We start from the raw sequence: 25,097 nt of genomic DNA on the forward strand, positions 1-25,097 counted from the left end.
CTCTCCCGGGGCGGGAGAGGGAGTAAAAACCACCTGCCCCTACTGCGGCGTCGGCTGCGGCGTGCTGGCCGAGCCGGCACCCGATGGCACCATCGCCGTGCGGGGCGACCCCGACCACCCCGCCAACCGCGGCCGGCTGTGCTCCAAGGGCCTGGCGCTGGGCGAGACGTTCGGCCTCGACGGCCGGCTGCTGACGCCGGAACTGCACGGCCGCCCGGTGGACTGGGACACCGCGCTCGACGCGGTGGCCGCCGGCTTCCGCGACGCCATCGAGCGGCACGGCCCGGACTCGGTCGCCTTCTACGTCTCGGGCCAGTTGCTGACCGAGGACTACTACGTGGTCAACAAGCTGATGAAGGGGTTCATCGGCTCGGCCAACGTGGACACCAACTCGCGCCTGTGCATGGCCTCGACGGTCGCCGGCCACCGCCGCGCCTTCGGCGCCGACGTGGTGCCGGGCAGTTACGAGGATCTGGACGCCTGCGATCTGGCGGTGTTGGTCGGCTCCAACGCCGCGTGGTGCCACCCGATCCTGCACCGCCGCCTGGAAGCCGCGCGCGCCGGGCGCGGCACCCGCATCGTCGTCATCGATCCGCGCCGCACCGCGACCTGCGATTCCGCCGACCTGCACCTGGCGCTGCGGCCCGGCAGCGACGTGCTGCTGTTCAACGGGCTGCTGGTCCACCTCGTGCGGGCCGGGGCGCTGGACGGCGCGTTCCTGTCCGAGCACACGCTGGGATTCGCCGACACCCTCGCCACGGCCGAGCGCGACGCCCCGACCATCGACGCGGTGGCCGCCGGCTGCGGGTTGCGGGCGAGCGACGTCGCCACCTTCTATCGGTGGTTCACCGGCACGGAGCGCGCCGTCACCCTGTTCTCGCAAGGCGTCAACCAGTCCAGCCAGGGCACCGACAAGGTCAACGCCATCCTCAACGTCCACCTCGCGAGCGGCCGCATTGGCCGGCCGGGCATGGGGCCGTTCTCGCTGACTGGCCAGCCCAACGCCATGGGCGGGCGCGAGGTCGGCGGCCTCGCCAACCAGCTGGCCGCGCACATGGGGTTCGAGGACCCGGCCGACATCGACCGCGTGCGCCGCTTCTGGAATGCCCCGGCCATGGCGCAAAAGCCCGGCCTCAAGGTGGTGGAGCTGTTCCAGGCCGTTGCCGAGGGCCGCATCAAGGCGCTGTGGATCATGGCGACCAACCCGGCGGTCAGCCTGCCCGACGCCGACGCGGTGCGCGCGGCGCTGGCGGCGTGCCCGTTCGTCGTCGTCTCCGACGCGATGCGCGCCACCGACACCACGGCGCACGCCCACGTGCTGCTGCCGGCCGCCGCCTGGGGCGAGAAGGACGGTACCGTCACCAACTCGGAACGCCGCATCTCGCGCCAGCGCGCCCTGCGTCCGCCGCCGGAGCAGGCCAAGCCCGACTGGTGGGCGGTGGCGCAGGTGGCCCGCCGGCTGGGCTGGGGCGCGGCGTTCGCCTGGAACACCGCCGCCGACATCTTCCGCGAGCACGCCGCCCTCTCGTCCTTCGAGAACGCCGGCAGGCGCACCTTCGACCTCGGCCCGCTGGCCGGGCTGACCGACGCCGCGTTCGACTTGCTGGCTCCGGTGCAGTGGCCGGTGCGTGAAGGCGGCGGCACGGCGCGGCTGTTTGGCGACGGCCGGTTCGCCACCGCCGACCAACGCGCCCGGCTGTTGCCGGTTCGTGTGAAGCGGCCGGCGCACGAGGCCTCCATCGAGTACCCGTTCATCCTCAACACCGGGCGCCTGCGCGACCAGTGGCACTCCATGGCCCGCACCGGCGGCGTCCCGCGGCTGGCCGCCCACACCGACGAGCCGTTCGTCGCCGTCCACCCCGACGACGCGGCGTTGCAAGGGCTGGAGGACGGAGCGCTGGCGTTGGTGCAGGGTCCGACCGGTCGCGCCGTGCTGCGCGTGCGGATCACCACCGACCAGACACCGGGCACGCTGTTCGCGCCGATCCACTGGAACCGGCGCTTCGCCTCGGAAGGCGGCGTCGGCCCGCTGCTGGCGGCGGCCACCGACCCGCACTCCGGCCAACCGGAGCTGAAGCACGGTCCCGTCCGCCTGCGGCCCTGGAGTCCGGCCTGGACCGGGTTCGTCGTCGGCCGCATCGACGCCGCGCCCGCCGTGGACTGGTGGGTCACCACCGTGCGCGACGGCTGCCGCGTCACGCTGATGGCCGGCGACGCGTGGCCGGAGGACCTGGAGGGCTGGGCCGCCACACTGCTGGGCGGCGACGCGCGGCTGGAAATGCACGACCGCGCCCGCGGCGTGCACCGCTGGGCCCGCGTCGAGGGCGACCGGCTGGAGGCCTGCCTGTCCATGGGCGCGGACGGGCCGCAGCGCCCCTGCGGCTGGCTGGTGGCGCGCTTCGCCGAACCGTCGGTCTCGGCCGACGAGCGGCTGTGGTTGCTCAGCGGCCAAGCCCCATCGGGCGTCGCCGAGACCGGGCGCGTGCTGTGCGCCTGCATGAACGTCACCGAGGAAAGCGTGCGCGCCGCCATTCAGGAGCGGGGGCTTGCAACCGTGCAGAAAGTGGGCGCGGTGCTGAAGGCCGGCACCGGCTGCGGCAGTTGCATTCCAGAATTGAAGGAGTTGATCGCCCAGGCCCTCCCGGCCGCTAACGGACCGGCGTCGTCGTGGGGGCGGGCTGCCGCCCCTGCGGCAGCTTCAGCACCGTGACCGCCAGCCCGGCGAACACCAGCACGGCACCAATGGCCTTCGCCGGGCTGAAGTCCTCACCCAGCAGCAGCGCGCTCGAACTCATGCCGAAGATCGGCACCAGCAGCGAGAAGGGGGCCACCATGCTGGCGGGGTAGTGGCGCAGGAGGAAGCCCCAACTCGCGAAGCCGAACAGCGTCGCCCCGGCGGCGATGTACGCCAGCGACGCGAAGCCCAGCCACGTCAGCGAGGTCAGCGCGTGGCCGATCCGCTCCGGCCCCTCCAGCGCCAGCGACAGGGCGAACAATGGAACCGGCGGCACGAGGCTGACCCACAGCATCAGGCGGAACAGGTTGGGCGCCTTGGCCTTCTTCATGATGATGTTGCCGGCACCCCAGGCGACCGCCGCGGCGATCACCATGCCCAGCCCGAGCCGCGAGCCGCCGGCCGGCATCTCCAGCGCGATTAGGCCGATTCCGGCGAAGGCCACCACCATGCCGATCAGCGGCCTCGGCCCCGGCCGGTCGCCGAGCAGCACCGCCGCGAACAGCAGGGTGAAGAACGCCTGACTTTGCAGCACCAGCGACGACAGGCCGGCCGGCATGCCGACGTTGATGCCGGCGAACAGCAGCGCGAATTGCAGCGCTCCCAGCACGAGGCCGATTCCCAGCACATAGCGCCACGCCACCGGCGGCCCGCCCCTCATGCCGAGCACCAGAAGCGGCGTCGCCGCCAGCAGGAAGCGCAGCGTGGTGAACAGCAGCGGCGGGAAGTCCCGCAGGCCGACCTTGATGGCGACGAAGTTGAAGCCCCAGACGGCGGCCACCGAGGTCGCAAGGAGGATGTGCAGGGGGCGCATGTCAGCTCCGGGTGTGCAACCTGCGGCACTCATCCAGAGCGTTAATTGCCCAGTTCGACCCGGTCAAGGGAAACGACGCTATACGTCCACCCAGGCGCGGGCTCGACACCTCCAGGGTCTTTGAGCGCATGAAGGCGTCGGTGATGTCCTCGAAATCCAGTGAGGCGATGCGCACCGCCAGCGTTCCGGAATCGATCGCCTGCGCCGTATGGGACTCGGACGCCGCTCCCTCGAAGGTGATGGTGAGATCGTAGGTGGCGCCCGGCGCCAGCAGGTGGCCCGGCGCCTCGACCAGCACCGAGAAACGTCCGGGCGCCGCCTGGAAGGCGAGCTTCGGGCCGCTGTCGCCGGGGCGGGACACCCGGCAGTGCGCCGGTTCGGCGGCGGTACCGGCCACCGTCTCGACCACCCAGCCCTTGCGCTCGGCCACCTGGCGGACGCTGGACGGGGGCGGCAGCGGGCTGGTGAAGCGCGAGGCGCCGCCCTGCGACAATGGTGGGCTCTCGCTGGTCTGGCAGGCGGCCAGCAGGCAGATGCCCGCCAGGACGACACAAGCACGGATGCGACGCATGCAGGCTCCTTGGACGACCCCGTTCGGACGAGGTCTTTGTCCCTGATATCACCGGTGCAATTTCGGCGAAAGTGCGGCATGCTCCCGCACCGTCCCGCTTCCCATACCAGAGATCATGCCGCACGCTGACTTCGTGCACCTGCGGGTGCACTCCGCCTACTCGCTGTCGGAAGGCGCCATCAAGGTCAAGGAGCTGGTCAAGCTCTGCGCCAAGCAGCACATGCCGGCGGTGGCGGTCACCGACACCGGCAACATGTTCGGCGCCATGGAGTTCGCGCTGGCCGCGACGGACGTGGGCGTGCAGCCGATCATCGGCACCGTCATGGGCATCACCCGCGTCGGTCCTGCCAACGCCAAGCCGGGCCTGCCCGGCAAGGGGGCGGCGACGCCCGACCAGCTCGTTCTGCTCTGTCAGAACCGGGCGGGGTACGACAATCTGATGAAGCTGGTCTCCAAGTCGTTCCTGGAGTCCGACCCGATGGCCGGGCCGCAGATCACCCTGGACGCGCTGGAGGGACACAGCGACGGCCTCATCGCGCTGACCGGCGGGCCGCAGGGCCCGGTCGGCCGCCTGCTCGGCGAGGGGCAGAAGGATCTCGCACTCGACGTGCTGGAGCGCCTGAAGCGCCTGTTCCCCGGCCGCCTGTACGTCGAGTTGCAACGCCACTCCCGCCACTTCGCGCCCATCGAGGATGCGGTGGAGCCGGGACTGATCGAACTGGCCTACGCGCACGACCTGCCTCTGGTGGCGACCAACGACTGCTACTTCTCGACCGAGGACATGTACGAGGCGCACGACGCGCTGCTGTGCATCGCCGAGGGCGCCTACATCAGCCAGGACGAGCGCCGCCGCATCACCCCCGACCACCGCTTCAAGTCGGCGGAGGAGATGCGCCTGCTGTTCGCCGATCTGCCGGAGGCGGTGGACAACACCGTCACCATCGCGCGGCGCTGCTCGTTCCTGCTGAAGCCGATCAAGCCGATCCTGCCGCCGTTCCCCTGCGAGGGCGACCGCAACGAGGACGACGAACTGCGCGCCCAGTCGCGCGCCGGTCTGGAGATGCGCCTGGAAAAGGTCGTCTTCACCCCGGACATGACGGCCGAGCAGAAGGAGGAAACGCGCAAGCGCTATTTCGAGCGGCTGGAGTTCGAGCTGGACGTCATCATCAAGATGAAGTTCCCCGGCTACTTCCTGATCGTGTCGGACTTCATCAAGTGGGCGAAGGAGCACGACATCCCGGTGGGGCCGGGGCGCGGTTCGGGCGCCGGCTCGGTGGTCGCTTGGGCGCTGACCATCACCGACCTTGACCCGCTGCGCTTCGGCCTGCTGTTCGAGCGCTTCCTCAACCCCGAACGCGTGTCGATGCCCGACTTCGACGTGGACTTCTGCCAGGACCGCCGCGAAGAGGTCATCAAGTACGTCCAGGACAAGTACGGCTACGACCGCGTCGCGCAGATCATCACCTTCGGTAAGCTCCAGGCGCGCGCCGTGCTGCGCGACGTCGGCCGCGTGTTGCAGATGCCCTACGGGCAGGTCGACAAGATCTGCAAGATGGTGCCCAACAACCCGGCCAACCCGGTGACGCTGCAACAGGCGCTCGACAGCGAGGAGATGCTGCGCGCCGCGCGCGACGGCGACGAGACGGTGGCGCGCCTCATCAACATGGCGCTGAAGCTGGAGGGGCTGTTCCGCCACGCCTCGACCCACGCCGCCGGCGTGGTGATCGGCGACCGGCCGCTCGACCAGCTGGTGCCGCTGTACCGTGACCCGCGCTCGGACATGCCGGTCACCCAATTCAACATGAAGTACGTCGAGCAGACCGGGCTGGTGAAGTTCGACTTCCTCGGTCTGAAGACGCTGACCGTGCTGAAGACCGCGGTGGATCTGATCCCGGAAAAGCCGGATCTGACCACAGTGCCGCTCGACGATCTGAAGAGCTACGAAATCCTCGGGCGGGCGGAATCGACCGGCGTGTTCCAGCTGGAAAGCTCGGGCATGCGCGACGTGCTGCGCCGCCTGAAGCCGAACCGGCTGGAAGACATCATCGCGCTGGTGTCGCTGTACCGGCCCGGCCCGATGGACAACATCCCCAAGTACATCCGGGTGAAGAACGGCGACGAAGCCGCCGACTACATGGACCCCTCGCTGGAGCCGATCCTGAAGGAAACCTTCGGGATCATGATCTACCAGGAGCAGGTCATGCAGATCGCCCAGGTGCTGTCCGGCTACTCGCTGGGCGGCGCCGATCTGCTGCGCCGCGCCATGGGCAAGAAGATCAAGGAGGAGATGGACGCCCAGCGCAAGATCTTCTGCGACGGCGCCGAAGCGCGCGGGGTGAAGGCCGAGCAGGCCAGCCTGATCTTCGATCAGGTGATGAAGTTCGCCGGCTACGGCTTCAACAAATCGCACGCGGCGGCCTATGCGCTGGTCGCCTATCACACGGCGTACCTGAAGGCGAACTACCCCGTCGAGTTCATGGCGGCGTCGATGACGCTCGACCTCGGCAACACCGACAAGCTGAACATCTTCCGCCAGGAACTGGGCCGGTTGCGGATCAAGCTGCTCAGCCCGGACATCAACAAGTCCACCGCCATTTTCTCGGTGGAGAATCTGGGCGACGGCACCAAGGCGGTGCGCTACGCGCTGGCCGCGGTCAAGGGCGTCGGCCTGCCGGCCATGAAGTCGGTGGTCGAGGAGCGGAAGAAGAACGGCCCGTACAAGGGCCTGTTCGACTTCGCCCGCCGCCTCGACCTGAAGACCATCAACAAGCGCCAGTTGGAGAACCTGACCTGCGCCGGGGCTTTCGACGGCATCAATCCCAACCGCGCCCAGGTGCACGCCGCGCTGGAAACCGTGATCCGCTACGCCCAGGCCGAGGCGGCCGAGCGCGAGAGCGGCATCGGCAACCTGTTCGCCGGTGGCGGTGGCGGGCTGAAGGAGCCCGACCTGCCCAAGGTCGCCGATTGGGAACCGCTGGAGAAGCTGAAGCACGAATTCCAGTCCATCGGCTTCTACCTGTCGGCGCACCCGCTGGACGGCTTCGCCGGGCCGCTGGGGCGCATGAAGGTGGTGAAGTCGGCGGAGTTGACCCAGGCCATGGGGCGCGGCGGCTCGACCCGCTACAAGATGGCGGGCATCGTCGTCGCCAAGAAGGAGAAGACCGCCAAGTCCGGCAACCGCTTCGCCTTCGTCGAGCTGTCGGACGCCACCGGCGGCTATGAGGTGACGCTGTTCTCCGAGGTGCTGGCCGGCAACCGCGATCTGCTGGAGCCCGGCAAGCCGGTGCTGCTGACGGTGGACGCACAGCGCAACGGCGAGGAAATCCGCCTGACCTGCCAGGAGATCAAGCCGCTGGAAGAGGCGGTGGCCTCGGTGTCCGACGGCCTCAAGGTGGTGGTGCGCGACGACCGTCCGGTCGCCAACCTCAAGGGCATGCTGGAGCGCTTGCAGCGCGGCAAGGGCAAGGTGCACGTACTGGTGGAGATCGAGCCCCTGAAGGAGGTCGAGATCCAGCTGCCGGGCATGTACCACATCAGCGCCCAGAGCCGTGCCGCGCTCAAGGCCGTGCCGGGGGTGATCGAGGTGGTGGAGCTGTAGGGGCGCGGTGTCGCGCTATCCCAGCTTCACGTACCCGCGCTCGATCACCCGTTCGGCCGCTTCGAACACCTGCACCATTTCCTCGTAGGCGCGGCGCATCTGCGTCAGCTTTTCCACGGATTCGAGGCTGGGGCGGCGGTTCTCGGCGACTTCCAGGCCGAACTTGATGTAGTCGGCGCGCAGTTCGGCCACCCGCACGGCGACCTTCAGGAAAGCATCCTGGTTCAGGTGCGGGATCGCCTGACCCATGACCTGGCAGTTCGCTTCGAGGATCGCCCCTTCCAGGTTCTCCAGGAAGTGCATCACGCGGTGCTGGGTCGCCTTGTCCGCGATCTCGGGCGTCAGCAACTTGTCCACCTTGCCCTTGTTATACTCACCGACGATCTTTGATGTCATGACGGGTGCCCTCCCGGAAAGTTAACCCATCCTGACACAGACTTCTCAACGCTTGGTAATCGTATTCACCCCGCGGGCGCGGTGCGGACCACCATCAGGCGGTCGTTGCCGGATTCCGGCAGCCACACCTCGCCCGGCCGGCCGAGGATCTGCCGCACGTCGCCGTCGCTGGCCGAGCACGGATAGCTGGTGAAGGACTCGGTCGCCGGGTCGAAGCTGAGCACCGCGTTGGCGACGAAATCGCTGACCCACACCACGTCGCGGTCATCCACATAGACGGCGTAGGCACGCTGGCTGCCGCCGGGCAGTGGCCAGCTTTTCCAGGCCCCGCTTGCCGGTGTGTAGCGGCTGAGTTGGCCGGCGTTCCACTCGCTGATCCACAGATTGCCCTTGGAATCCGACCAGATCCGCCGTGCGCCCTGGTCCTTGGTCGGCGGTTCGATGACCGTGGCGACGCCGGTTGCGGCGTCGATGCGGGCGATGTGGCTGCCGGCCAGCGAGGCGTACCAGACCGTGCCATCCGGCGTCGCGGTGATGCCGTAGGGGCCGCGGCCCTTCGGCGCCTTGTAGACCTTCAGGCTCCCGCTCCGCGGGTCGAGGCTGCCATAGACGCCGTTCTGCCCGGTGAACCACAGCACGCCGCCCTTGCCGAAAGCCGCGGTGTTGAGGTTGGCGTTGCCGGCATCCGGCGGTAGCGGCCAGCGGTCGATCTTCTGCGTCCTCGGGTCGTAGCGGACGATGGCGTTCTGGCCGCCGTCGGTGATCCACGCCGCCCCGTCCGGCCCGGCGATCACCCCATGCGGCGCCGAGCCCCGGCCGAGCGGCACCTGACGGACCTGCCCGGTTCGCGGATCGAGGATGCCCAGCGCACCCTGGCCCTGCGCGGTGTACCAGACGCTGCCGTCCGGCGCCGGGGCGACGTCGTGCGGGCGGGCACCCTTCGGCACGTCGTAGACCCGCACGTCGGCCGCGAGGGCAGGGGAGGTGAAGAACCCGACGAGCAGGATGGCGAGGAGGACGAGGCGGGGCGCGGGCATGGGCTTACCTCCATCGGTGGGCCGATCCTTGAGAGATGGCGGCGCCTCGGCTCCCGTCAATCAAACCGGCTTCAATCACTCCTCGTCGGCGACGGTGCGCACCACCTTATACAGTTGGAAGCGCGGACCCTGGTGCAGCAGCGCCAGATGGTCCGGGTCCGGGTTCGGCTCGTCTTCGGCGTACAGCACGTAGACATAGTCGTAGCGCGCCGGCCACGCGTCCCAATAATGCTCCTGGCCGGGCACCGGCCCGTCCACCGTGGCGAGCAACTGGCTGACGGTCGGCGGGTCGCCATCGGTGGTGTCCACGCGGTCGCGGTATTCCGGCCGGATCGATAGCACCTGCTTGCCCGGCACCGAGAACGCCGTGGAGACCAGCGCCGAGCGCTCGATCATGGCGATGCACGGCGCGTGGCTGAGCGCCTGATTCGTCGCCTCGCTGCCCGGCGGCTGGTCCACGTGGGCGACCAGCACCGAGCTGCCGGGGGCGATGAGGTGCATCGACTCGCGGACGTCGTGATTGACCCGCTCCAGCGTGTGCCAGTGCGCCTGCACGTCCACATAACGCACCAGCGACAGCCCGATGACGAAGGCGTAGAAGGCGTAGCGCAGGGTGCGGTCGTGGGTGTGGAAGCGCACGAAGCCGATCAGCATGAAGACGATGGCGACCGGCAGCCGCTGGTCCGCCACCCACGAGCCGAAGAGCATGCGCGGCATCGCCAGGAACACCGCGGTTCCCAGCACCAGCAGCGCCAGCCCGGCGCCATGAAGCGTCAGCAGGCCGCGCCGCGCCGCCCACACCGTGCAGGCGATCACCAGACCGCCCACCGCAATGTCGAAGGTGTCGGAAAACGCCTGCACCACATAGAACAGCCCGTCGAGCTTGCCCGAGGACTCCCAGATGTTCTCGGACGACAGGCCGAGCGTCGGGCTGGCCAGCATCAGCGGCAGCACCGGCAGAAAGGGCAGGCCGAAGGTCAGCGCGTCGGTGATCAGGGCGCGCGGCGACTCCGGCCGGCGCACTGACAGCAGCCAGCCCTCCAGCGCCAGCAGACCGAGGCCGTACAGGCCGAGCGCGAAGAAGTGGCAGGCAAACAGCGCCAGCACGAAGAAGGTGGAGACGGCGGCGCGCACCAGTGCCGGCCGGGCGCGCAACGCGATCCACAGCGCCATGCCCCACAGCGCCAGTCCCATGCCGAATAGGTAGTTCATGAAGCCGAACAGGAAGATCCCGTTGTAGACGAACGGGAACGCCATCAGCGGCCAGGGCGAGAAGCTGCCGTACAGCGCGCGCTGGATCGCCATCGGCCCGGTGACCATCAGCAGCACCGTGGCGAACACGAAGACCTGCCCGGCGGTGTAGACGCTCATCGTCCGGCTGAGCAGCGGCACCACGAGATCCATCACCAGATTGGGGATGATCGCCCAGTCGATCTCATAGAGTCGGGCCAGCAGCGGGTCGTCGCCGATCGCGGCGATGACGTGCATGCGTCCGAGGTGGTTGACGTAGTCCGCCAGCGGCGGGATCTCATCCATAAAGATCGGAGTCGCCGCCGCGAGGAGCAGCAGCCAGAAGACCGGGGTGAGCAGGCGCGAACGCGCGGCCCCGCCGACCAGGACGGACGTGCGCAGGGTTTCGGAACGGAACATGCTGGGAACCCGGCCAGAAGGAAATATCGATTGGACTATACCTGGGCATCGGGGCGGCGGTGAGGTCAAATTGTGGTGTAATGCCCTCCTGGGCGGGGCAATACGCCGGATTTACCGGAGTGTTGCCGGAACTCCCCGCCCCTCTCGCCATCCCTGTTGCCAAAAGAAGAACGGCGGGCTATGTAAGCGCCGTCGTCAAAACCACACGCGGGCTGGCGGACCTTCGGCGCGAGCCGACGGCCCCCTCCGGTGTTCGCGATTCGCGAACAGCGCCCGCGGCGGAACAACCGGAAAAAGGTAGATTTTCCATGGCAATGCCAACCTTCACCATGCGCCAGCTCCTCGAAGCCGGCGTCCACTTCGGCCACCACACCCGCCGCTGGAACCCCAAGATGGCGCCGTACATCTTCGGCGTCCGCAACGGCGTGCACGTCATCGACCTGGAGCAGACGGTGCCGATGCTGCACCGCGCCATGCAGGCGGTGCGCGACGTCGTCGCCGGCGGCGGCCGCGTCCTGTTCGTCGGCACCAAGCGCCAGGCGCAGGAAAAGGTCGCCGAGTCGTCCAAGCGTTGCGGCCAGTACTTCGTCAACCACCGCTGGCTCGGCGGTATGCTGACCAACTGGAAGACCATCTCCCAGTCGATCAAGCGCCTGCGCGAGATGGAAGAGCGTCTGGCCGGCGACACCGCCGGTCTGACCAAGAAGGAAATCCTGATGCTGACCCGCGAGCGCGACAAGCTCGAGCGGGCGCTGGGCGGCATCAAGGAAATGGGCGGCCTGCCCGACGTGCTGTTCATCATCGACACCAACAAGGAGTCGATCGCGGTTCAGGAAGCCAACAAGCTCGGCATCCCGGTGATCGCGGTGATCGACAGCAACTCGAACCCGGACGGCATCGCGTTCCCGATCCCCGGCAACGACGACGCGCTGCGCGCCATCGAGACCTACTGCGAACTGATCTCGGGCTCGGTGCTCGACGGTCTGCAGGCTGAGATGGTCGCCGCCGGCGTGGACATCGGCGCTCAGGACGACGCCGGTGAAGACGTGCCCGAGGAGGCTCCGGCCGCCGAGGCCGAGCAGGCTCCGGCCCAGGCCTAAAGCCGGGGAAGAGGGCAGCCGGGCCGCGTTTCGACTGGTCCGGCTGCCTTTTTTGTGAGTTCAAGGTTGATACGTACTTAGATCTTTTTCTGAGAAAGGGCTCCCCCATGGCCGAGATTACCGCTGCGCTCGTCAAGGAACTGCGCGAGAAGACCGGCGCCGGCATGATGGATTGCAAGAAGGCGCTGGGCGAGACCAATGGCGACCTCGAGGGCGCCGTGGACTGGCTGCGCAAGAAGGGTCTTGCCGCCGCCGCCAAGAAGTCGGGCCGCATCGCCGCCGAAGGTCTGGTGGCTGTCGCCACCTCCGGCACCGCCGGCTCCGTGGTCGAGGTGAACGCCGAGACCGACTTCGTCGCCCGCAACGACAAGTTCCAGGCGTTCGCCGCCAAGGCCGCCGAGGTCGCGCTGACCACCGGCGCCGACATCGAGGCGCTGAAGGCCGCCGCTTATCCCGGCACGTCGCACACCGTGCAGGACGAGCTGACCAGCCTGATCGCCACCATTGGCGAGAACATGAACCTGCGCCGCGCCACCAAGCTGAGCGTGTCGGCCGGTGTCGTGACCAGCTACATCCACACCGCCGTGGCCCCCGGCCTGGGCAAGATCGGTGTGCTGGTGGCCCTGGAGTCGACCGGCGACGCCGCCAAGCTGGCCGAGCTGGGCAAGTCCATCGCCATGCACGTCGCCGCCGCCCGCCCGGAGGCGCTCAGCGTCGCCGACGTGGACGTCTCGGCGCTGGAGCGTGAGAAGAACGTGCAGGCCGATCTGGCCCGCGCATCGGGCAAGCCGGAGTCGATCATCGAGAAGATGGTCGAAGGCCGCCTGCGCAAGTACTACGAGGAAGTCTGCCTGCTTGAGCAGACCTACGTCATCGACGGCGAGACCAAGATCAGCAAGGTGGTCGAGGCTGCCGCGAAGGACGTCGGCGCGCCGATCAAGCTGACCGGCTTCGTGCGCTTCGCCCTGGGCGAGGGCATCGAGAAGGCCCAGTCGGACTTCGCCGCCGAAGTGGCGGCCGCGGCCGGCACGCCGAGCACCTGACCGATACCCGTCCGGCGCCCTCCTCCTCTGGCTGGGGGGCGCCGGATCGCGTTTGCGCAAGGCCACCATCTGGAGGGGAGCGTTCCCATGGGTCAAACCCCAGTGCCTGCCGAAGGTATCCGTTACAAGCGCGTTCTGCTCAAGGTGTCCGGCGAAGCCCTGATGGGGCAGCGGGAATACGGCCTCGACCCGGAGATGGTCAACCGCATCGCCAACGAGGTGAAGACGGTCGTCGGCCTCGGCGTCCAGGTCAGTCTGGTCATCGGCGGCGGCAACATCTTCCGCGGCATGAAGGGCGCCGCGGCCGGGATGGAGCGGGCGACCGCCGACTACATGGGCATGCTGGCGACCGTGATGAACGCGCTGGGCATGCAAAGCGCCCTGGAGCGCATGGGCGTGCAGACCCGCGTGCAGTCCGCCATCCCCATGGCCTCGGTCTGCGAGCCGTACATCCGCCGTCGCGCCATCCGACACATGGAAAAGGGCCGCGTCGTGATCTTCGCGGCCGGCACCGGCAATCCGTTCTTCACCACCGACACCGCCGCGGCGCTGCGCGCCTCGGAGATGGGCTGCGACGCGCTGCTGAAGGGCACGCAGGTGGACGGCGTCTACACCGCCGACCCGAAGAAGGACCCCGCTGCCACACGCTATGAGCGATTGACCTATCTGGACGTGCTGGCGCGCGACCTCCAGGTCATGGACGCCTCGGCAATTTCCTTGGCGCGCGAGAACCGCATCCCCATACTCGTATTCTCGATCCACACTCCCGGCGCGTTCGCCGAGGTGATGGCGGCACGGGGCAAGTTCACGATCATTACAGAAGACAGGGAGTAACTTCCGTGGCCGAACCCGACATTTCCGATATCAAGCGGCGCATGGATGGAGCCCTTGAGGCCTTCAAGAAGGAACTGAGCGGGCTGCGCACCGGGCGCGCCTCGGCCAGCCTTCTGGAACCGGTCACGGTCGAGGCATACGGCAGCAAGGTGCACCTCAAGGAGGTCGGCACCGTCAGCGTCCCCGAACCGCGCCTGATCACGGTTCAGGTGTGGGACCGCGGCATGCTGAAGGCCGTCGAGAAGGGCATCCGCGACTCCGGCCTGGGCCTCAACCCGCAGGCCGAGGGCCAGACCATCCGCGTGCCGATCCCGGACCTGACCCAGGAGCGCCGCAACGAGCTGGCCAAGGTCGCCCACAAGTACGCCGAGCAGGCCCGCATCGCCGTGCGCAACGTGCGCCGCGACGGCATGGAAATGCTGAAGAAGGCCGAGAAGAAGGGCGACATCACCCAGGACGAGCAGAAGACCTGGCAGGACAAGGTCCAGGGCATCACCGATCAGCACATCAAGCTGATCGACGACGCCCTCGCTGCGAAGGAAAAGGAAATCACACAGGTCTGAGGCATGCGCGACGCTCAGGAAAGTCGCCCGGCCGAGCCGCCTGTCCATGTGGCCATCATCATGGACGGCAACGGCCGCTGGGCCAAGGCGCGCGGCTTGCCGCGCACCGCCGGTCACAAGAAGGGTGTCGAGGCGGTGCGGCGCACGGTGGAAGCCGCGCGTGAGCTGGGCATCGGCTACCTCACCATCTTCAGCTTCTCGTCGGAGAACTGGCGCCGCCCGGAGGAGGAGGTCTCCGACCTCATGGGCCTGCTGCGCTTCTATCTGCGCAGCGAGATCGCCGAGTTGCACAAGGCCGGCATCCGGCTGCGGGTGATCGGCGAGCGGTCGCGCCTGTCGGCGGACATCGTCCGTCTCATCGAGAACGCCGAGGAGCTGACCGCCGGCAACCGCACCATGACGCTGGTGGTGGCGCTCAGCTACGGCTCGCGGCAGGAGATCGTGCTGGCGGCGCGCCGCTTGGCGGAGGAGGCGAAGGCCGGCCGCATCGACCCGGCCGCCATCGACGAGGCGGCGCTGACCACGCGTCTGTTTACGGCGGACATCCCGGACCCCGACCTGATCGTCCGCACCAGCGGCGAGCAGCGGTTGAGCAATTTTCTCTTGTGGCAGTCGGCCTACACCGAGCTCGTGTTCACCGACACGCTCTGGCCCGACTTCACCAAGCGTGATCTGGAGGCTGCCATTGAAGAGTTTCACCGCCGGGAGCGCCGATACGGCGCCACCACAGCCGGCAGCCGTTAGCAAGAAGACCGGCGACCTCAAAGTCCGCGTCCTGTCGGCCCTGGTGTTGGGGCCGCTGGTGCTGCTGGCGGTATGGGCCGGCGGCGGGGTGTTCCGGGCGCTGCTCGCCGTCTCGGCGCTGGTCGCCGTTGGCGAGTGGGTGAACCTCGTCGCCTCGGACCGCATGCCGGAGGCGTTCTGGCACTCGATGCTCGCCATGATCATCGTGTTGGTGGTCTACGCGCTGGGCGGGCCGGTGGCGGCGATGGCGATGGCGGTGGCGCTCGGGTTCATCGTGCAGGCGTCGGCGGGGGGGAACGGCTCCTCCTCCTGGCTGCTGGGCTTAGGCATCCCCTACGTGACGGCGGGCATCGCCGGGCTGGCGTGGCTGCGCGAGCATCCCGGCCTGCCGCTGGTGCTGTTCTGTCTGGCGGCGGTGTGGGCCACGGACATCGGCGCCTACGCCGCTGGGCGCAGCATCGGCGGGCCGAAGCTGGCGCCGCGCATCAGCCCGAAGAAGACCTGGGCCGGCCTAATCGGCGGCATGGCCGCCGCGGCGGTGTTCGGGGTGGCGGTTGCCCTGGCCGTTGGGGCGCAGCGGCCCTATCTCGCTTTGCTGGTGGGGCCGGTGCTGGCGGTGGTCGGGCAGATCGGCGACCTGTTCGAATCGTGGGTGAAGCGGCGCTACAACGTCAAGGACAGCAGCCACCTGATCCCCGGACACGGCGGACTGCTCGACCGCATCGACGGGCTGCTGGTCGCCGCCCCGGTGCTGGCGGTGTTTCACGCAACCCTTGGAAAGAGTTTGCAATGGTGGTGAAGCGGGCGTCAGGCGGGCCGCGGCGGGTCACGATCCTCGGCTCGACCGGGTCGGTGGGCACGCAGACGATCGACCTCGTCGGGCGCGCGCCGGAGGCCTTCGCCGTCGAGGCGCTGACCGCCAACCGCAACGTGGCGTTGCTGGCCGAACAGGCGAAGCGGCTGAGCGCGCGCCTCGCCGTGGTCGCCGATCCCGCGTGCTACGCCGACCTCAAGGCGGCCTTGTCCGGCACCGGAATCGAGGCGGCGGCCGGGCCGCAGGCGGTTGTCGAGGCCGCCGCGCGGGGCGAGGCCGACTGGGTGATGGCCGCCATCGTCGGCGCCGCCGGCCTGGAGCCGACTCTGGCTGCGGTGCGCCGCGGCGCCAGCGTCGCCTTCGCCAACAAGGAGGTGCTGGTCTGCGCCGGCGCCTTCATGATGGAGGAGGTGAGGGCGCACGGCGCCACGCTGCTGCCCGTCGACAGCGAGCACAATGCCATCTATCAGGTCTTCGACTTCGAACACCCGCAACGCGTCCGCCGTCTGGTTCTCACCGCGTCGGGCGGGCCGTTCCGCACCAAGGACCGCGCCTTCATGGCGGCGGCGACGCGCGAGCAGGCGGTCGCGCACCCGACTTGGGACATGGGCGCCAAGATCTCCGTCGACAGCGCCACCATGATGAACAAGGGCCTGGAGATCATCGAGGCGCGCTTCCTCTTCGACATGCCCGAGGACCGCATCGACGTGCTGGTCCACCCGCAGTCGGTCATTCACTCCATGGTCGAGTATGTGGACGGCTCGGTTCTGGCGCAGATGGGCACGCCGGACATGCGCACGCCCATCGCCTACACGCTGGCATGGCCCGACCGCATGGAGACCCCGGCGCAGCGACTCGACCTCGCCAAAGCGCGCGAGCTGACCTTCGAGGAGCCCGACCTGGAGCGCTTTCCGGCCCTGCGGCTGGCCCGGTCCGCCTTGCAAAGCGGGGGGGGCGCTCCTACTATCCTCAGTGCGGCCAACGAGGTGGCGGTCGAGGCGTTCCTGGATCGGCGAATCGGCTTCCTCGACATCGAGCGCGTCGTCGAGTCGACGCTGGAAGCCCTGCCGCACCAACGCTTGAGCGACCTCGAAGCGGTGATGGCGACGGACGCGGACGCGCGCCGGTACGCCGCGGAGCATCTCGGGCGCGTGCGCGCCTGAGGGCAGATCGGGGGAGCCGCCCCTCGCAGTGAAGGCATGGGGTTGATGAATTTCCTGGGCGGTTTCGGCACGTCGGTCTTCTCCTTCCTGCTGGTCCTCACCGTGCTCGTCTTCGTGCACGAGTTCGGCCATTACTTCATCGCGAGACGCAACGGCGTGCGGGTCGAGGTGTTCTCCATCGGCTTCGGGCCGGAACTGTTCGGCTGGAACGACAGCCACGGCACGCGCTGGAAATTCAGCGCGATTCCCCTGGGCGGCTACGTGAAGATGTTCGGCGACGCCGACCCGGCCAGCACGCCGGGTGCCGACCTCCAGCACATGACCGAGGAGGAGAAAGCCGTCTCCTTCCACCACAAGCGCCTGGGCCAGCGTGCCGCGGTGGTGGCCGCCGGGCCGCTGACCAATTTCCTGTTCGCCTTCGTGGCGCTCACCGTGCTGTACGCCACCGCCGGCCAGCCCTTCACGCCGCCGGACGTCGGCGGGGTGCAGCCGGGCAGCGCCGCCGAGCGCGCCGGCCTGAAACCGGGTGACGAGATCCGCGCCATCGACGGCGCCGGCATCCAGCGATTCGAGGAGATCCGGCAGGTCGTCAGCATGAATCCCGGCCAGTCGCTGGTGCTGGACGTGCTGCGCGACGGCCGTGCGATCGCGATCACCGTGAAGCCAGATGTGGTCGAGGTGACCGACCGATTCGGCAACACGCATCGCATCGGCCAGCTTGGAATCATGCGCGCGGGCACCGACCACAAGCGGCACGACCCGTTGTCGGCCGCGTGGCAGGCGGCGCGCGAGATCGGTGGTATGGTCGGCGGCACCTTCACCGCGCTGGGCCAGATGATCGAGGGCTCGCGCGGCACCGAAGAACTGGGCGGGCCGCTGCGAATCGCCCAAATGTCTGGAGAAGTGGCTCAGACCGGCGCCTACGCGCTGATCTGGTTCATGGCCTTCCTGTCCGTCAACCTGGGCATGATCAACCTGTTTCCCGTCCCGTTGCTGGACGGTGGACACCTGCTTTTCTACGGATTGGAAGCGCTGCGCGGCAAACCTCTCGGAGCGAGAGCGCAAGAATACGGTTTCCGCATCGGACTTGCTCTGGTATTAACGCTCATGGTCTTCGCCACGTGGAACGACCTTGTTCAGCTCCGCGTGGTCGACTTCTTCCGAGGACTAATCTCCTAAAACGTGCGAAGAGCCAGGGGGCGTATTTTGCGGGTGTCGTCTAAAGTTCTGGCGCTCAGCCTGATGGCTGGTTGCGCCATGACAACGGTGTCTCTCGCCTTGGCCCAGGCCAATGGGGCAAGCGGGACGCAGGTCGCCCAGGTGTTCAGCGGCGGGACCATCCGGGATATCCGGGTCGAGGGCACGCAACGCATCGAACCGAGCACCGTGCGCTCCTACCTGACGGTGCAGCCGGGCGACGCGTTCGATCCGTCGAAGATCGACGAGTCGCTGAAGGCGCTGTTCGCCACCGGCCTGTTCGCCGACGTGCAGTTGAAGCGCGAAGGCGATGCCCTGGTCGTGGCCGTTCAGGAAAACCCGATCATCAACCGGATCGCCTTCGAGGGGAACCGCCGCATCGAGACCGAGCAGCTGGAGAAAGAGATCCAGCTGCGCCCGCGAGTCGTCTACACCCGCACCCGCGTGCAGGCCGACGTGCAGCGCGTGCTCGACATCTACCGGCGCCAGGGTCGCTTCGCCGCGACGGTGGAACCGAAGATCATCAAGCTCGACCAGAACCGCGTCGATCTGGTCTTCGAGGTCAACGAGGGTGCGCGCACCGGCGTGCGCGCCATCAATTTCGTCGGCAACGAGCACTTCTCGGAAGGGGCGCTGCGCGAGAACATCCAGACGAAGGAGACCGCCTGGTGGCGGTTCCTGAGCTCGGACGACAGCTACGACCCGGATCGGGTGAACTACGACCGAGAGTTGCTGCGCCGTTTCTACCTGAAGGAAGGCTACGCCGACTTCCGCGTCGTCTCGGCGGTGGCCGAGCTGACGCCGGAAAAGGACGACTTCATCATCACCTTCACCATCGAGGAAGGTGAGCGCTACAAGTTCGGCAAGGTCGACATCAAGTCGAACCTGAAGGCGCTCGATCCCGAGCAGGTGCGTGGCGTGCTCACGACCAAGGAGGGCGCGTGGTACAACGCCCAGGAGGTCGAGGACACGATCACCAAGCTGACCAACGCGGTCGGCGACCTGCAATACGCTTTCGTCGACATCCGGCCGCAGATCACGCGAAACCGCGACAGCCAGACCATCGACATCACCTACGAGATCAACGAGGGTCCGCGGGTGTTCGTCGAGCGCATCGACATCACCGGCAACGTCCGCACGCTGGACAAGGTGGTCCGGCGCGAGATGCTGGTGGCCGAAGGCGACCCGTTCAGCGCCTCCAAGCTCAAGCGTTCCGAACAGCGCATCAAGGACCTCGACTTCTTCGAGCGCGTGCAGGTCACGTCGCAGGAGGGTTCGGCGCCCGACCGCTCGGTGGTCAACGTCGACATCCAGGAGAAGTCCACCGGTGAGATCGCGGTCGGCGCCGGCTATTCGACGACCGACGGCCCGCTGGCCGACTTCTCGATCCGCGAGCGCAACCTGCTCGGCAAGGGCCAGGACCTGCGCTTTGGCGCCACGGTGTCCAAGCGCCGGCAGGAATACGACATCGCCTTCACCGAGCCGTACTTCCTCGACCGCGACCTGTCGGCTGGCTTCGACCTGTTCCGCGTGACGCGCAACTACCAGAACGAGGCGTCGTTCAACGAGCGCAACAACGGCTTCGCGTTGCGCATGGGCTTCCCGCTGTCCGAACGTCTGCGCCAGCGTCTGTACTACCAGTTGCAGGACACGACGATCTCCAGCGTGCCGACGAGTGCGTCCATCTACATTCAGGAGCAGCGCGGCAGCCGCGTCACCTCGCTGGTTGGCCAGGAGGTCACCTACGACGCGCGCAACAGCCGCCTTGACCCGACCGAGGGCTACTACATCCGCGTGCAGACGGACGCCGCGGGTTTGGGGGGCAACAGCCGCTATTTCCGCACCAAGATCGGCGGCGGCGTTTACGTCCCGACGTTCAACAACGACTGGGTGCTCAGCACCACCGCCGAGGTCGGCTACATCGTCGGTCTCGGCAAGGAAGTGTCGCTGTCGGACCGCTTCTTCATCGGTGGCGACACGCTGCGCGGTTTCCGCACCGCCGGTATCGGCCCGCGCGATCTGCGCACCGGCGATGCGCTGGGCGGCAAGGAGTACGCCCGCGGCAGCGTGGAGATGAGCTTCCCGCTCGGCCTGCCGGAGGATTTCGGCATTAAGGGCTATGGCTTCACCGACATCGGCACGCTGGGCAAGAGCGGCATTTCCGGCGATCCGTTCGTCGCCGACAACACGTCGGTCCGCCTGTCGGTGGGCACCGGCCTGTCCTGGCGGTCGCCATTCGGGCCGATCCGTATTGACTTTGCCTTCCCGATCCTCAAGGAAGGCTTCGATCGGAAGGAAATCTTCCGCTTCAGCTTTGGAACCAGGTTCTAACAATGCATTTCCCGAACATCAGGGCGATCATCGGCGCGGCTGCGCTGACCGCCGCCGTGCTTCTCCCGGTCCAGGCCAGCGCGCAGCAGAAGCCCGCCGCCCAGCCCGCTCCGGCCGCTCCCGCCCCGGTTGCCGTGCAGCAGCCGGCCGCCAAGCCCGGTGAGCCGCTGAAGGCGCCGCTGGTCGCGGTGGTGGACGTCCAGCGCATCATGCAGGATTCCACGGCTTCCAAGGGCATCCAGAAGGCAATCGAGTCGCAGCGCGATTCGTACCAGAAGGAAATCCAAACCCTCGAGGACAAGCTCCAGACCGCCGAGAACGAACTGCGCAAGCAGCAGACCGTCCTGGCGCCGGACGCCTTCGCGGCCAAGCGCCGCGACTTCGAGAAGCAGGTCGCCGACGTGCAGCGTACGGTGCAGGCGCGCAAGCGCACGCTGGATACGGCGTTCAACGACGCCATGTCCCACGTGCAGAAGACCATGCTGGAAATCGTCCAGGATATCGCTGACGAGCGCGGCGCCAACGTGGTGATTCCGCGCAACCTGCTGGTGCTGTTCGCCAGCAACCTGGACGTTACCGAGCCCGTTCTGGAGCGGCTCAACAAGCAGCTGCCCACGGTGGCGGTGACCATCCCCAAGCAGTAGCGCACCAAGGGCCATGGTGGCTCTGGTACCGGCTTGTGATTGATATGCCGCGGGAAATGGGGCACAACGGCCCCATCTCCCGCCGATGGCGGTTGTAAGACGAGTGGACGGATCGGCGATGGAAGCGACCGCGGACAGCAACAAGGTTCCCGATATCGACGTCATGCGGATCATGCAGATGATCCCGCATCGTTACCCGATGCTGATGATCGAGCGCGTGGTCGACATCGTGCTGGGTGAGAGCGCGGTCGGCATCAAGAACGTGTCGATCAATGAGCCGTTCTTCGCCGGGCACTTCCCGTCGCGCCCGGTCATGCCGGGCGTGCTGCTCATCGAAGCGATGGCGCAGACTGCGGCCGTGCTGGTCGTGTCGACGCTGGGCGAAGAGGCGGAAGGCAAGCTGGTCTATTTCATGACCATCGATGAGGCGCGCTTCCGCAAGCCGGTGACGCCGGGCGACACCGTGCACATCCACGTCGCCAAACAGCGCCACCGTGCCAACGTGTGGAAATTCAAGGGGGAGGCCAAGGTCAACGGCGTTCTGGTCGCCGAAGCCATCTATTCCGCCATGATTCTGGACCAGAAATGAGCGTCTTGATTCATCCCAACGCGGTCATTGATCCGGCGGCAAAGCTCGGTGAAGACGTGTCCGTTGGGCCCTTCTGTGTCGTTGGTCCGCACGTCGAACTCGGCGACCGCGTGCGCCTGCACTCCCACGTCGTGGTCGAGGGGCGCACCAAAATCGGCGAGGGGACGGAGATCTTCCCCTTTGCGTCCATCGGCCACCAGCCGCAGGACCTGAAATACCATGGCGAGCCGTCCGAGCTGATCATCGGCGCGTTCAACAAGATCCGCGAAAGCGTCACCATGAACCCCGGCACCGAGGGTGGCGGCATGCTGACCCGCGTCGGGGACCATGGCCTGTTCATGATGGGCGCGCACGTCGCGCACGACTGCGTCGTCGGCGACCACGTGATCCTCGCCAACAACGCGACGCTGGCCGGCCACGTGCACGTCGGCGATTTCGCCATCCTCGGCGGCCTGTCGGCGGTGCATCAGTTCGTCCGCATCGGCGCGCACGCCATGATCGGCGGCATGTCGGGGGTGGAGAACGACGTCATTCCCTACGGCCTCGTCATGGGCGAGCGGGCGCGGCTGGCCGGCCTGAATCTGGTGGGCCTGGAGCGCCGCGGCTTCGCCAAGGAGCAGGTCCGCGCGTTGCGCTCCGCCTACAAGATGCTGTTCGCGTCGGCCGGCGACACCTTCGCCGCCCGCTTGGACGAGGTGGTCAGGGAGTACGAGGACGACGAACTGGTGAAGGAAATCCTCGACTTCATCCGCGTCAAGACGTCCCGTCCGCTTCTTCAGCCGCGCATGGAGAATGGCGCCTAAGCTCGGCATCCTCGCCGGCGGCGGGGAGATTCCGGCCCGCCTCGCCACCGCCGTGCGCGGTGCCGGGCGCGAGGTGTTCGTCGTCGCCTTTGAAGGCCAGACCGACCCGGTCACCGTCCAGGGATTCCCGCACCTGTGGAGCCGCCTCGGTGCGGCCGGCAGCATCATTGAGCGGCTGCGCGCCGAGGGCGTCGGCGACTTGGTGTTCGCCGGGCCGGTGCGCCGCCCTTCACTCTCCGAACTGATGCCGGACTGGCGCACGACGCGGTTTTTCATGCGCGTCGGCACCCGCGCGCTGGGCGACGACGGCCTGTTGCGCGCCGTCGCGCGCGAATTGGAGGACGAGGGCTTCCGCGTCGTCGGTCTGCATGATTTCCTTGGCGAGCTGCTGACCGTGCCCGGCCCCGCCGGCACCCTCTTGCCCGACGAGCAAGCACAGGCGGACATCGCCCGCGGCGTCGAGGTGGCGCTGGGCCTCGGCCGGCTGGATGTCGGCCAGGGCTGCGTGGTGCAGCAGGGCATTGTGCTGGCGGTGGAGGCTATCGAGGGAACCGACGCCATGCTGGAGCGCGCCGCCACCTTGCGCCGGCCGGGCGGCGGCGGCGTGCTGGTGAAGGTGCGCAAGCCGCAGCAGGACGGCCGGCTCGACCTGCCGACCATCGGCACCACCACCGTCGAAAAGGCCGCCGCGGCCGGACTCGCCGGCATCGCGGTGCAGGCCGGCGGCAGCCTGACCGTGGACCGCGCCGCGGTGGGCGAACTGGCCGACCGGCTCGGCCTGTTCGTTCTGGGCATCGAGGTTTCCTCATGAGTGAAGGCCCGCTGCTGTTCCTGATCGCCGGCGAGCCGTCCGGCGACGTGCTGGGCGCGCGGCTGATGGCGGCGCTGAAGCGGCTGACCGGCGGCCGGGTGCGCTTCGCCGGCATCGGCGGCGAGCGTATGGCGGCCGAGGGGCTGGAGACCCTGGTCCCGCAGGCGGAACTGGCGCTGTTCGGCGTGTTCGAACTGCTGCCGCACCTGCCAAACCTGCTGCGCCGCATGGACCAGACCGTGGCGGAGATCGTGCGCCTGAAACCCGGCGCGGTGGTCGGCATCGATTCGCCGGGCTTCACCGTGCGCATCGCCAAGCGCGTGCGCGCCGCAGCACCCGAGATCCCGCTGATCCATTACGTGGCGCCCACCGTGTGGGCGTGGAAGCCGGGGCGGGCGAAGAAGTACGCCGCCATCTACGACCATTTGCTGGTGCTGCTGCCCTTCGAGCCGCCCTATTTCGAGCGCGAGGGGCTGCCCTGCACCTTCGTCGGCCACTCGGTGGTGGAGAGTGGGGCCGGGCAGGGCGACGCCGCCCGCTTCCGCAGCAAGCACGGCATCAGCCCGGCCAAGCGTGTGTTGGCCGTTCTGCCCGGCAGCCGCCGTGGCGAGGTGAGCCGCTTGCTGCCGATCTTCCGGGAGACGGTGGAGCGCCTGCTGCCGACGCACCCCAATCTTGTGGTGGTGGTGCCGACGCTGGCGACCGTGCGCGAGCACGTGAGCGCCGCGGTGGCCGGCTGGCCGCTGCCGACCATCGTCGTCGAGGGTGACGCCGAGAAGTACGACGCCTTCGCGGCGGCGGAGGTGGCGTTGGCGGCCTCCGGGACCGTGGCGCTGGAACTGGCGCTGGCCAGCCTGCCGGCGGTGATCGCCTACCGCCTTGGCCGCTTGACGGTCGCGCTGTACCGGCGCTTCATCAGGGTGAAGTACGTCAACCTGGTCAACCTGATGCTCGACCGCATGCTGGTGCCCGAGCTGTTGCAGGAGGATTGCCGGCCGGACACGCTGGCGACGGCGGTCGGCCGCCTGCTCGACGACTCCGCGGCGCGGCGCGAACAGGTCGAAGGCGTGGCCGAGGTCGCCGGCTGGCTCGGTGCCGGTGCGGAAGCCCCGCCCAGCGAGCGGGCCGCCCATGCCGTGCTGGACGTGGTCGCCAAGGGGAAGCGCCCCAGATAAGGGGGCGAACAATCGGAAGAGGGTTCCATGAGTCAGTACCGGCTTCTTCACACGATGGTGCGCGTGTTCGATCTGGACAAGTCGCTGGACTTCTACACGCGGCTGCTGGGCATGAATCTGCTGCGCAAGACCGACTACGAAGGCGGCCGCTTCACGTTGGCCTTCGTTGGCTACGGCGAGGAGAAGGACACCGCGGTTATCGAGCTGACCCACAACTGGGACCAGACGGAGCCGTACGTCATCGGAACCGGCTACGGCCACATGGCCATCGGTGTGCCGGACATTTACAGCACCTGCGAAAAGCTGCGCGCCGAGGGGGCGAAAATCACCCGCGAGCCCGGCCCGATGAAGCACGGCAGCACCGTCATCGCCTTCGTCGAGGACCCGGACGGCTATAAGATCGAGTTGATCGAGCGGAAGTAGGGGGCGGTTGTCCTTCGTACGGGTGATTTAGAGCTGCCGGTTAGAGTTCACACTGGCGTTGTC

22 protein-coding genes are annotated in these 25,097 nt (G+C 67.9%); 17 read left to right on the forward strand and 5 right to left on the reverse strand.

The annotated features are described in order from the left end of the window. Positions 1 to 61 precede the first annotated feature (61 nt). Positions 62 to 2,710 (forward strand): molybdopterin-dependent oxidoreductase, encoded by a 2,649-nt coding sequence (locus ACSVDD_RS00785; protein WP_448187380.1) that lies wholly within the window; start codon positions 62 to 64, stop codon positions 2,708 to 2,710. Here the strand turns inward: ACSVDD_RS00785 and ACSVDD_RS00790 are convergent. Then, on the reverse strand, positions 2,649 to 3,548 hold the full coding sequence (locus tag ACSVDD_RS00790; protein WP_448187381.1) for an EamA family transporter: 900 nt from the start codon (positions 3,546 to 3,548) through the stop codon (positions 2,649 to 2,651). The two genes, ACSVDD_RS00785 and ACSVDD_RS00790, sit on opposite strands and share 62 nt — an antisense overlap. A 1-nt stretch (position 3,549) precedes the next feature. Beyond that, positions 3,550 to 4,119 carry a hypothetical protein gene (locus ACSVDD_RS00795; RefSeq protein WP_448187382.1) on the reverse strand — a complete coding sequence of 190 codons (570 nt, stop codon included), beginning with the start codon at positions 4,117 to 4,119 and terminating at the stop codon, positions 3,550 to 3,552. A 115-nt stretch (positions 4,120 to 4,234) separates the two neighbouring features. Between ACSVDD_RS00795 and dnaE the strand changes: the two genes are divergently transcribed. Next, positions 4,235 to 7,717 carry a DNA polymerase III subunit alpha gene (gene dnaE, locus ACSVDD_RS00800; RefSeq protein WP_448187383.1) on the forward strand — a complete coding sequence of 1,161 codons (3,483 nt, stop codon included), beginning with the start codon at positions 4,235 to 4,237 and terminating at the stop codon, positions 7,715 to 7,717. 15 nt (positions 7,718 to 7,732) lie between these two features. Here the strand turns inward: dnaE and ACSVDD_RS00805 are convergent, their stop codons facing one another. The 3 genes from ACSVDD_RS00805 to ACSVDD_RS00815 all read right to left on the reverse strand — a co-directional run bounded on the left by ACSVDD_RS00805 (position 7,733) and on the right by ACSVDD_RS00815 (position 10,800). Next, complete coding sequence (locus tag ACSVDD_RS00805; protein WP_448187384.1) at positions 7,733 to 8,113, reverse strand: hypothetical protein; 381 nt, start codon at positions 8,111 to 8,113, stop codon at positions 7,733 to 7,735. Between the two features lie 65 nt (positions 8,114 to 8,178). Continuing rightward, entirely contained in the window at positions 8,179 to 9,150 is a 972-nt protein-coding gene (locus tag ACSVDD_RS00810; RefSeq protein ID WP_448187385.1) for a Vgb family protein, read from the reverse strand. Positions 9,151 to 9,225: 75 nt separating this feature from the next. Then, entirely contained in the window at positions 9,226 to 10,800 is a 1,575-nt protein-coding gene (locus ACSVDD_RS00815) for a hypothetical protein (protein WP_448187386.1), read from the reverse strand. A gap of 308 nt (positions 10,801 to 11,108) precedes the next feature. Between ACSVDD_RS00815 and rpsB the strand changes: the two genes are divergently transcribed. The 15 genes from rpsB (at position 11,109) to gloA (ending at position 25,034) form a co-directional block, all read left to right on the forward strand. Then, positions 11,109 to 11,900 carry a 30S ribosomal protein S2 gene (gene rpsB, locus ACSVDD_RS00820; RefSeq protein ID WP_448187387.1) on the forward strand — a complete coding sequence of 264 codons (792 nt, stop codon included), beginning with the start codon at positions 11,109 to 11,111 and terminating at the stop codon, positions 11,898 to 11,900. A gap of 107 nt (positions 11,901 to 12,007) precedes the next feature. Continuing rightward, positions 12,008 to 12,943, forward strand: a complete 936-nt coding sequence (gene tsf / locus ACSVDD_RS00825; protein ID WP_448187388.1) for a translation elongation factor Ts — start codon at positions 12,008 to 12,010, stop codon at positions 12,941 to 12,943. A gap of 87 nt (positions 12,944 to 13,030) precedes the next feature. Next, on the forward strand, positions 13,031 to 13,777 hold the full coding sequence (gene pyrH, locus ACSVDD_RS00830) for a UMP kinase (protein ID WP_448187389.1): 747 nt from the start codon (positions 13,031 to 13,033) through the stop codon (positions 13,775 to 13,777). Positions 13,778 to 13,782: 5 nt separating this feature from the next. After that, complete coding sequence (frr, locus tag ACSVDD_RS00835) at positions 13,783 to 14,340, forward strand: ribosome recycling factor (RefSeq protein WP_448187390.1); 558 nt, start codon at positions 13,783 to 13,785, stop codon at positions 14,338 to 14,340. A gap of 3 nt (positions 14,341 to 14,343) precedes the next feature. Then, the gene (locus tag ACSVDD_RS00840) at positions 14,344 to 15,084 is read left to right on the forward strand and encodes an isoprenyl transferase (RefSeq protein WP_448187391.1); all 741 of its coding nucleotides are present in this window, start codon (positions 14,344 to 14,346) and stop codon (positions 15,082 to 15,084) included. Next, positions 15,026 to 15,883 carry a phosphatidate cytidylyltransferase gene (locus tag ACSVDD_RS00845; RefSeq protein ID WP_448187392.1) on the forward strand — a complete coding sequence of 286 codons (858 nt, stop codon included), beginning with the start codon at positions 15,026 to 15,028 and terminating at the stop codon, positions 15,881 to 15,883. The genes ACSVDD_RS00840 and ACSVDD_RS00845 overlap by 59 nt, the downstream gene beginning before the upstream one ends. Continuing rightward, a complete protein-coding gene (locus tag ACSVDD_RS00850; RefSeq protein WP_448187393.1) occupies positions 15,874 to 17,061 on the forward strand; it encodes a 1-deoxy-D-xylulose-5-phosphate reductoisomerase in 1,188 nt (395 codons plus the stop codon). Before ACSVDD_RS00845 ends, ACSVDD_RS00850 begins: the two co-directional genes overlap by 10 nt. 45 nt (positions 17,062 to 17,106) lie before the next feature. Next, the gene (rseP, locus tag ACSVDD_RS00855) at positions 17,107 to 18,240 is read left to right on the forward strand and encodes an RIP metalloprotease RseP (RefSeq protein WP_448188491.1); all 1,134 of its coding nucleotides are present in this window, start codon (positions 17,107 to 17,109) and stop codon (positions 18,238 to 18,240) included. 78 nt (positions 18,241 to 18,318) lie between these two features. Next, positions 18,319 to 20,589, forward strand: coding sequence for an outer membrane protein assembly factor BamA (gene bamA / locus ACSVDD_RS00860; RefSeq protein WP_448187394.1), 2,271 nt, complete (start codon positions 18,319 to 18,321; stop codon positions 20,587 to 20,589). Positions 20,590 to 20,591: 2 nt separating this feature from the next. Beyond that, complete coding sequence (locus ACSVDD_RS00865) at positions 20,592 to 21,233, forward strand: OmpH/Skp family outer membrane protein (RefSeq protein WP_448187395.1); 642 nt, start codon at positions 20,592 to 20,594, stop codon at positions 21,231 to 21,233. Between the two features lie 118 nt (positions 21,234 to 21,351). Beyond that, the gene (gene fabZ / locus ACSVDD_RS00870; RefSeq protein WP_448187396.1) at positions 21,352 to 21,822 is read left to right on the forward strand and encodes a 3-hydroxyacyl-ACP dehydratase FabZ; all 471 of its coding nucleotides are present in this window, start codon (positions 21,352 to 21,354) and stop codon (positions 21,820 to 21,822) included. Next, complete coding sequence (gene lpxA / locus ACSVDD_RS00875) at positions 21,819 to 22,625, forward strand: acyl-ACP--UDP-N-acetylglucosamine O-acyltransferase (RefSeq protein ID WP_448187397.1); 807 nt, start codon at positions 21,819 to 21,821, stop codon at positions 22,623 to 22,625. The genes fabZ and lpxA overlap by 4 nt, the downstream gene beginning before the upstream one ends. Next, positions 22,615 to 23,436, forward strand: a complete 822-nt coding sequence (locus ACSVDD_RS00880) for an LpxI family protein (protein WP_448187398.1) — start codon at positions 22,615 to 22,617, stop codon at positions 23,434 to 23,436. Before lpxA ends, ACSVDD_RS00880 begins: the two co-directional genes overlap by 11 nt. Continuing rightward, a complete protein-coding gene (gene lpxB / locus ACSVDD_RS00885; protein ID WP_448187399.1) occupies positions 23,433 to 24,611 on the forward strand; it encodes a lipid-A-disaccharide synthase in 1,179 nt (392 codons plus the stop codon). Before ACSVDD_RS00880 ends, lpxB begins: the two co-directional genes overlap by 4 nt. Before the next feature lie 27 nt (positions 24,612 to 24,638). Then, the gene (gloA, locus tag ACSVDD_RS00890) at positions 24,639 to 25,034 is read left to right on the forward strand and encodes a lactoylglutathione lyase (RefSeq protein WP_448187400.1); all 396 of its coding nucleotides are present in this window, start codon (positions 24,639 to 24,641) and stop codon (positions 25,032 to 25,034) included. Positions 25,035 to 25,097: the final 63 nt, after the last annotated feature.

Source organism: Azospirillum terrae, assembly GCF_053470425.1.

Bases quoted from the DNA above. Each gene is read 5' to 3' on its own strand.
- rseP (WP_448188491.1), top strand. From the start codon at position 17,107: ATGAATTTCCTGGGCGGTTTCGGCACGTCGGTCTTCTCCTTCCTGCTG.
- dnaE (WP_448187383.1), top strand. From the start codon at position 4,235: ATGCCGCACGCTGACTTCGTGCACCTGCGGGTGCACTCCGCCTACTCG.
- ACSVDD_RS00815 (WP_448187386.1), bottom strand. From the start codon at position 10,800: ATGTTCCGTTCCGAAACCCTGCGCACGTCCGTCCTGGTCGGCGGGGCC.
- ACSVDD_RS00880 (WP_448187398.1), top strand. From the start codon at position 22,615: ATGGCGCCTAAGCTCGGCATCCTCGCCGGCGGCGGGGAGATTCCGGCC.
- ACSVDD_RS00790 (WP_448187381.1), bottom strand. From the start codon at position 3,548: ATGCGCCCCCTGCACATCCTCCTTGCGACCTCGGTGGCCGCCGTCTGG.
- tsf (WP_448187388.1), top strand. From the start codon at position 12,008: ATGGCCGAGATTACCGCTGCGCTCGTCAAGGAACTGCGCGAGAAGACC.
- fabZ (WP_448187396.1), top strand. From the start codon at position 21,352: ATGGAAGCGACCGCGGACAGCAACAAGGTTCCCGATATCGACGTCATG.
- bamA (WP_448187394.1), top strand. From the start codon at position 18,319: ATGACAACGGTGTCTCTCGCCTTGGCCCAGGCCAATGGGGCAAGCGGG.
- lpxB (WP_448187399.1), top strand. From the start codon at position 23,433: ATGAGTGAAGGCCCGCTGCTGTTCCTGATCGCCGGCGAGCCGTCCGGC.
- ACSVDD_RS00805 (WP_448187384.1), bottom strand. From the start codon at position 8,113: ATGACATCAAAGATCGTCGGTGAGTATAACAAGGGCAAGGTGGACAAG.
- ACSVDD_RS00810 (WP_448187385.1), bottom strand. From the start codon at position 9,150: ATGCCCGCGCCCCGCCTCGTCCTCCTCGCCATCCTGCTCGTCGGGTTC.
- ACSVDD_RS00850 (WP_448187393.1), top strand. From the start codon at position 15,874: ATGGTGGTGAAGCGGGCGTCAGGCGGGCCGCGGCGGGTCACGATCCTC.
- lpxA (WP_448187397.1), top strand. From the start codon at position 21,819: ATGAGCGTCTTGATTCATCCCAACGCGGTCATTGATCCGGCGGCAAAG.
- ACSVDD_RS00795 (WP_448187382.1), bottom strand. From the start codon at position 4,119: ATGCGTCGCATCCGTGCTTGTGTCGTCCTGGCGGGCATCTGCCTGCTG.
- rpsB (WP_448187387.1), top strand. From the start codon at position 11,109: ATGGCAATGCCAACCTTCACCATGCGCCAGCTCCTCGAAGCCGGCGTC.
- gloA (WP_448187400.1), top strand. From the start codon at position 24,639: ATGAGTCAGTACCGGCTTCTTCACACGATGGTGCGCGTGTTCGATCTG.
- pyrH (WP_448187389.1), top strand. From the start codon at position 13,031: ATGGGTCAAACCCCAGTGCCTGCCGAAGGTATCCGTTACAAGCGCGTT.
- ACSVDD_RS00865 (WP_448187395.1), top strand. From the start codon at position 20,592: ATGCATTTCCCGAACATCAGGGCGATCATCGGCGCGGCTGCGCTGACC.
- ACSVDD_RS00840 (WP_448187391.1), top strand. From the start codon at position 14,344: ATGCGCGACGCTCAGGAAAGTCGCCCGGCCGAGCCGCCTGTCCATGTG.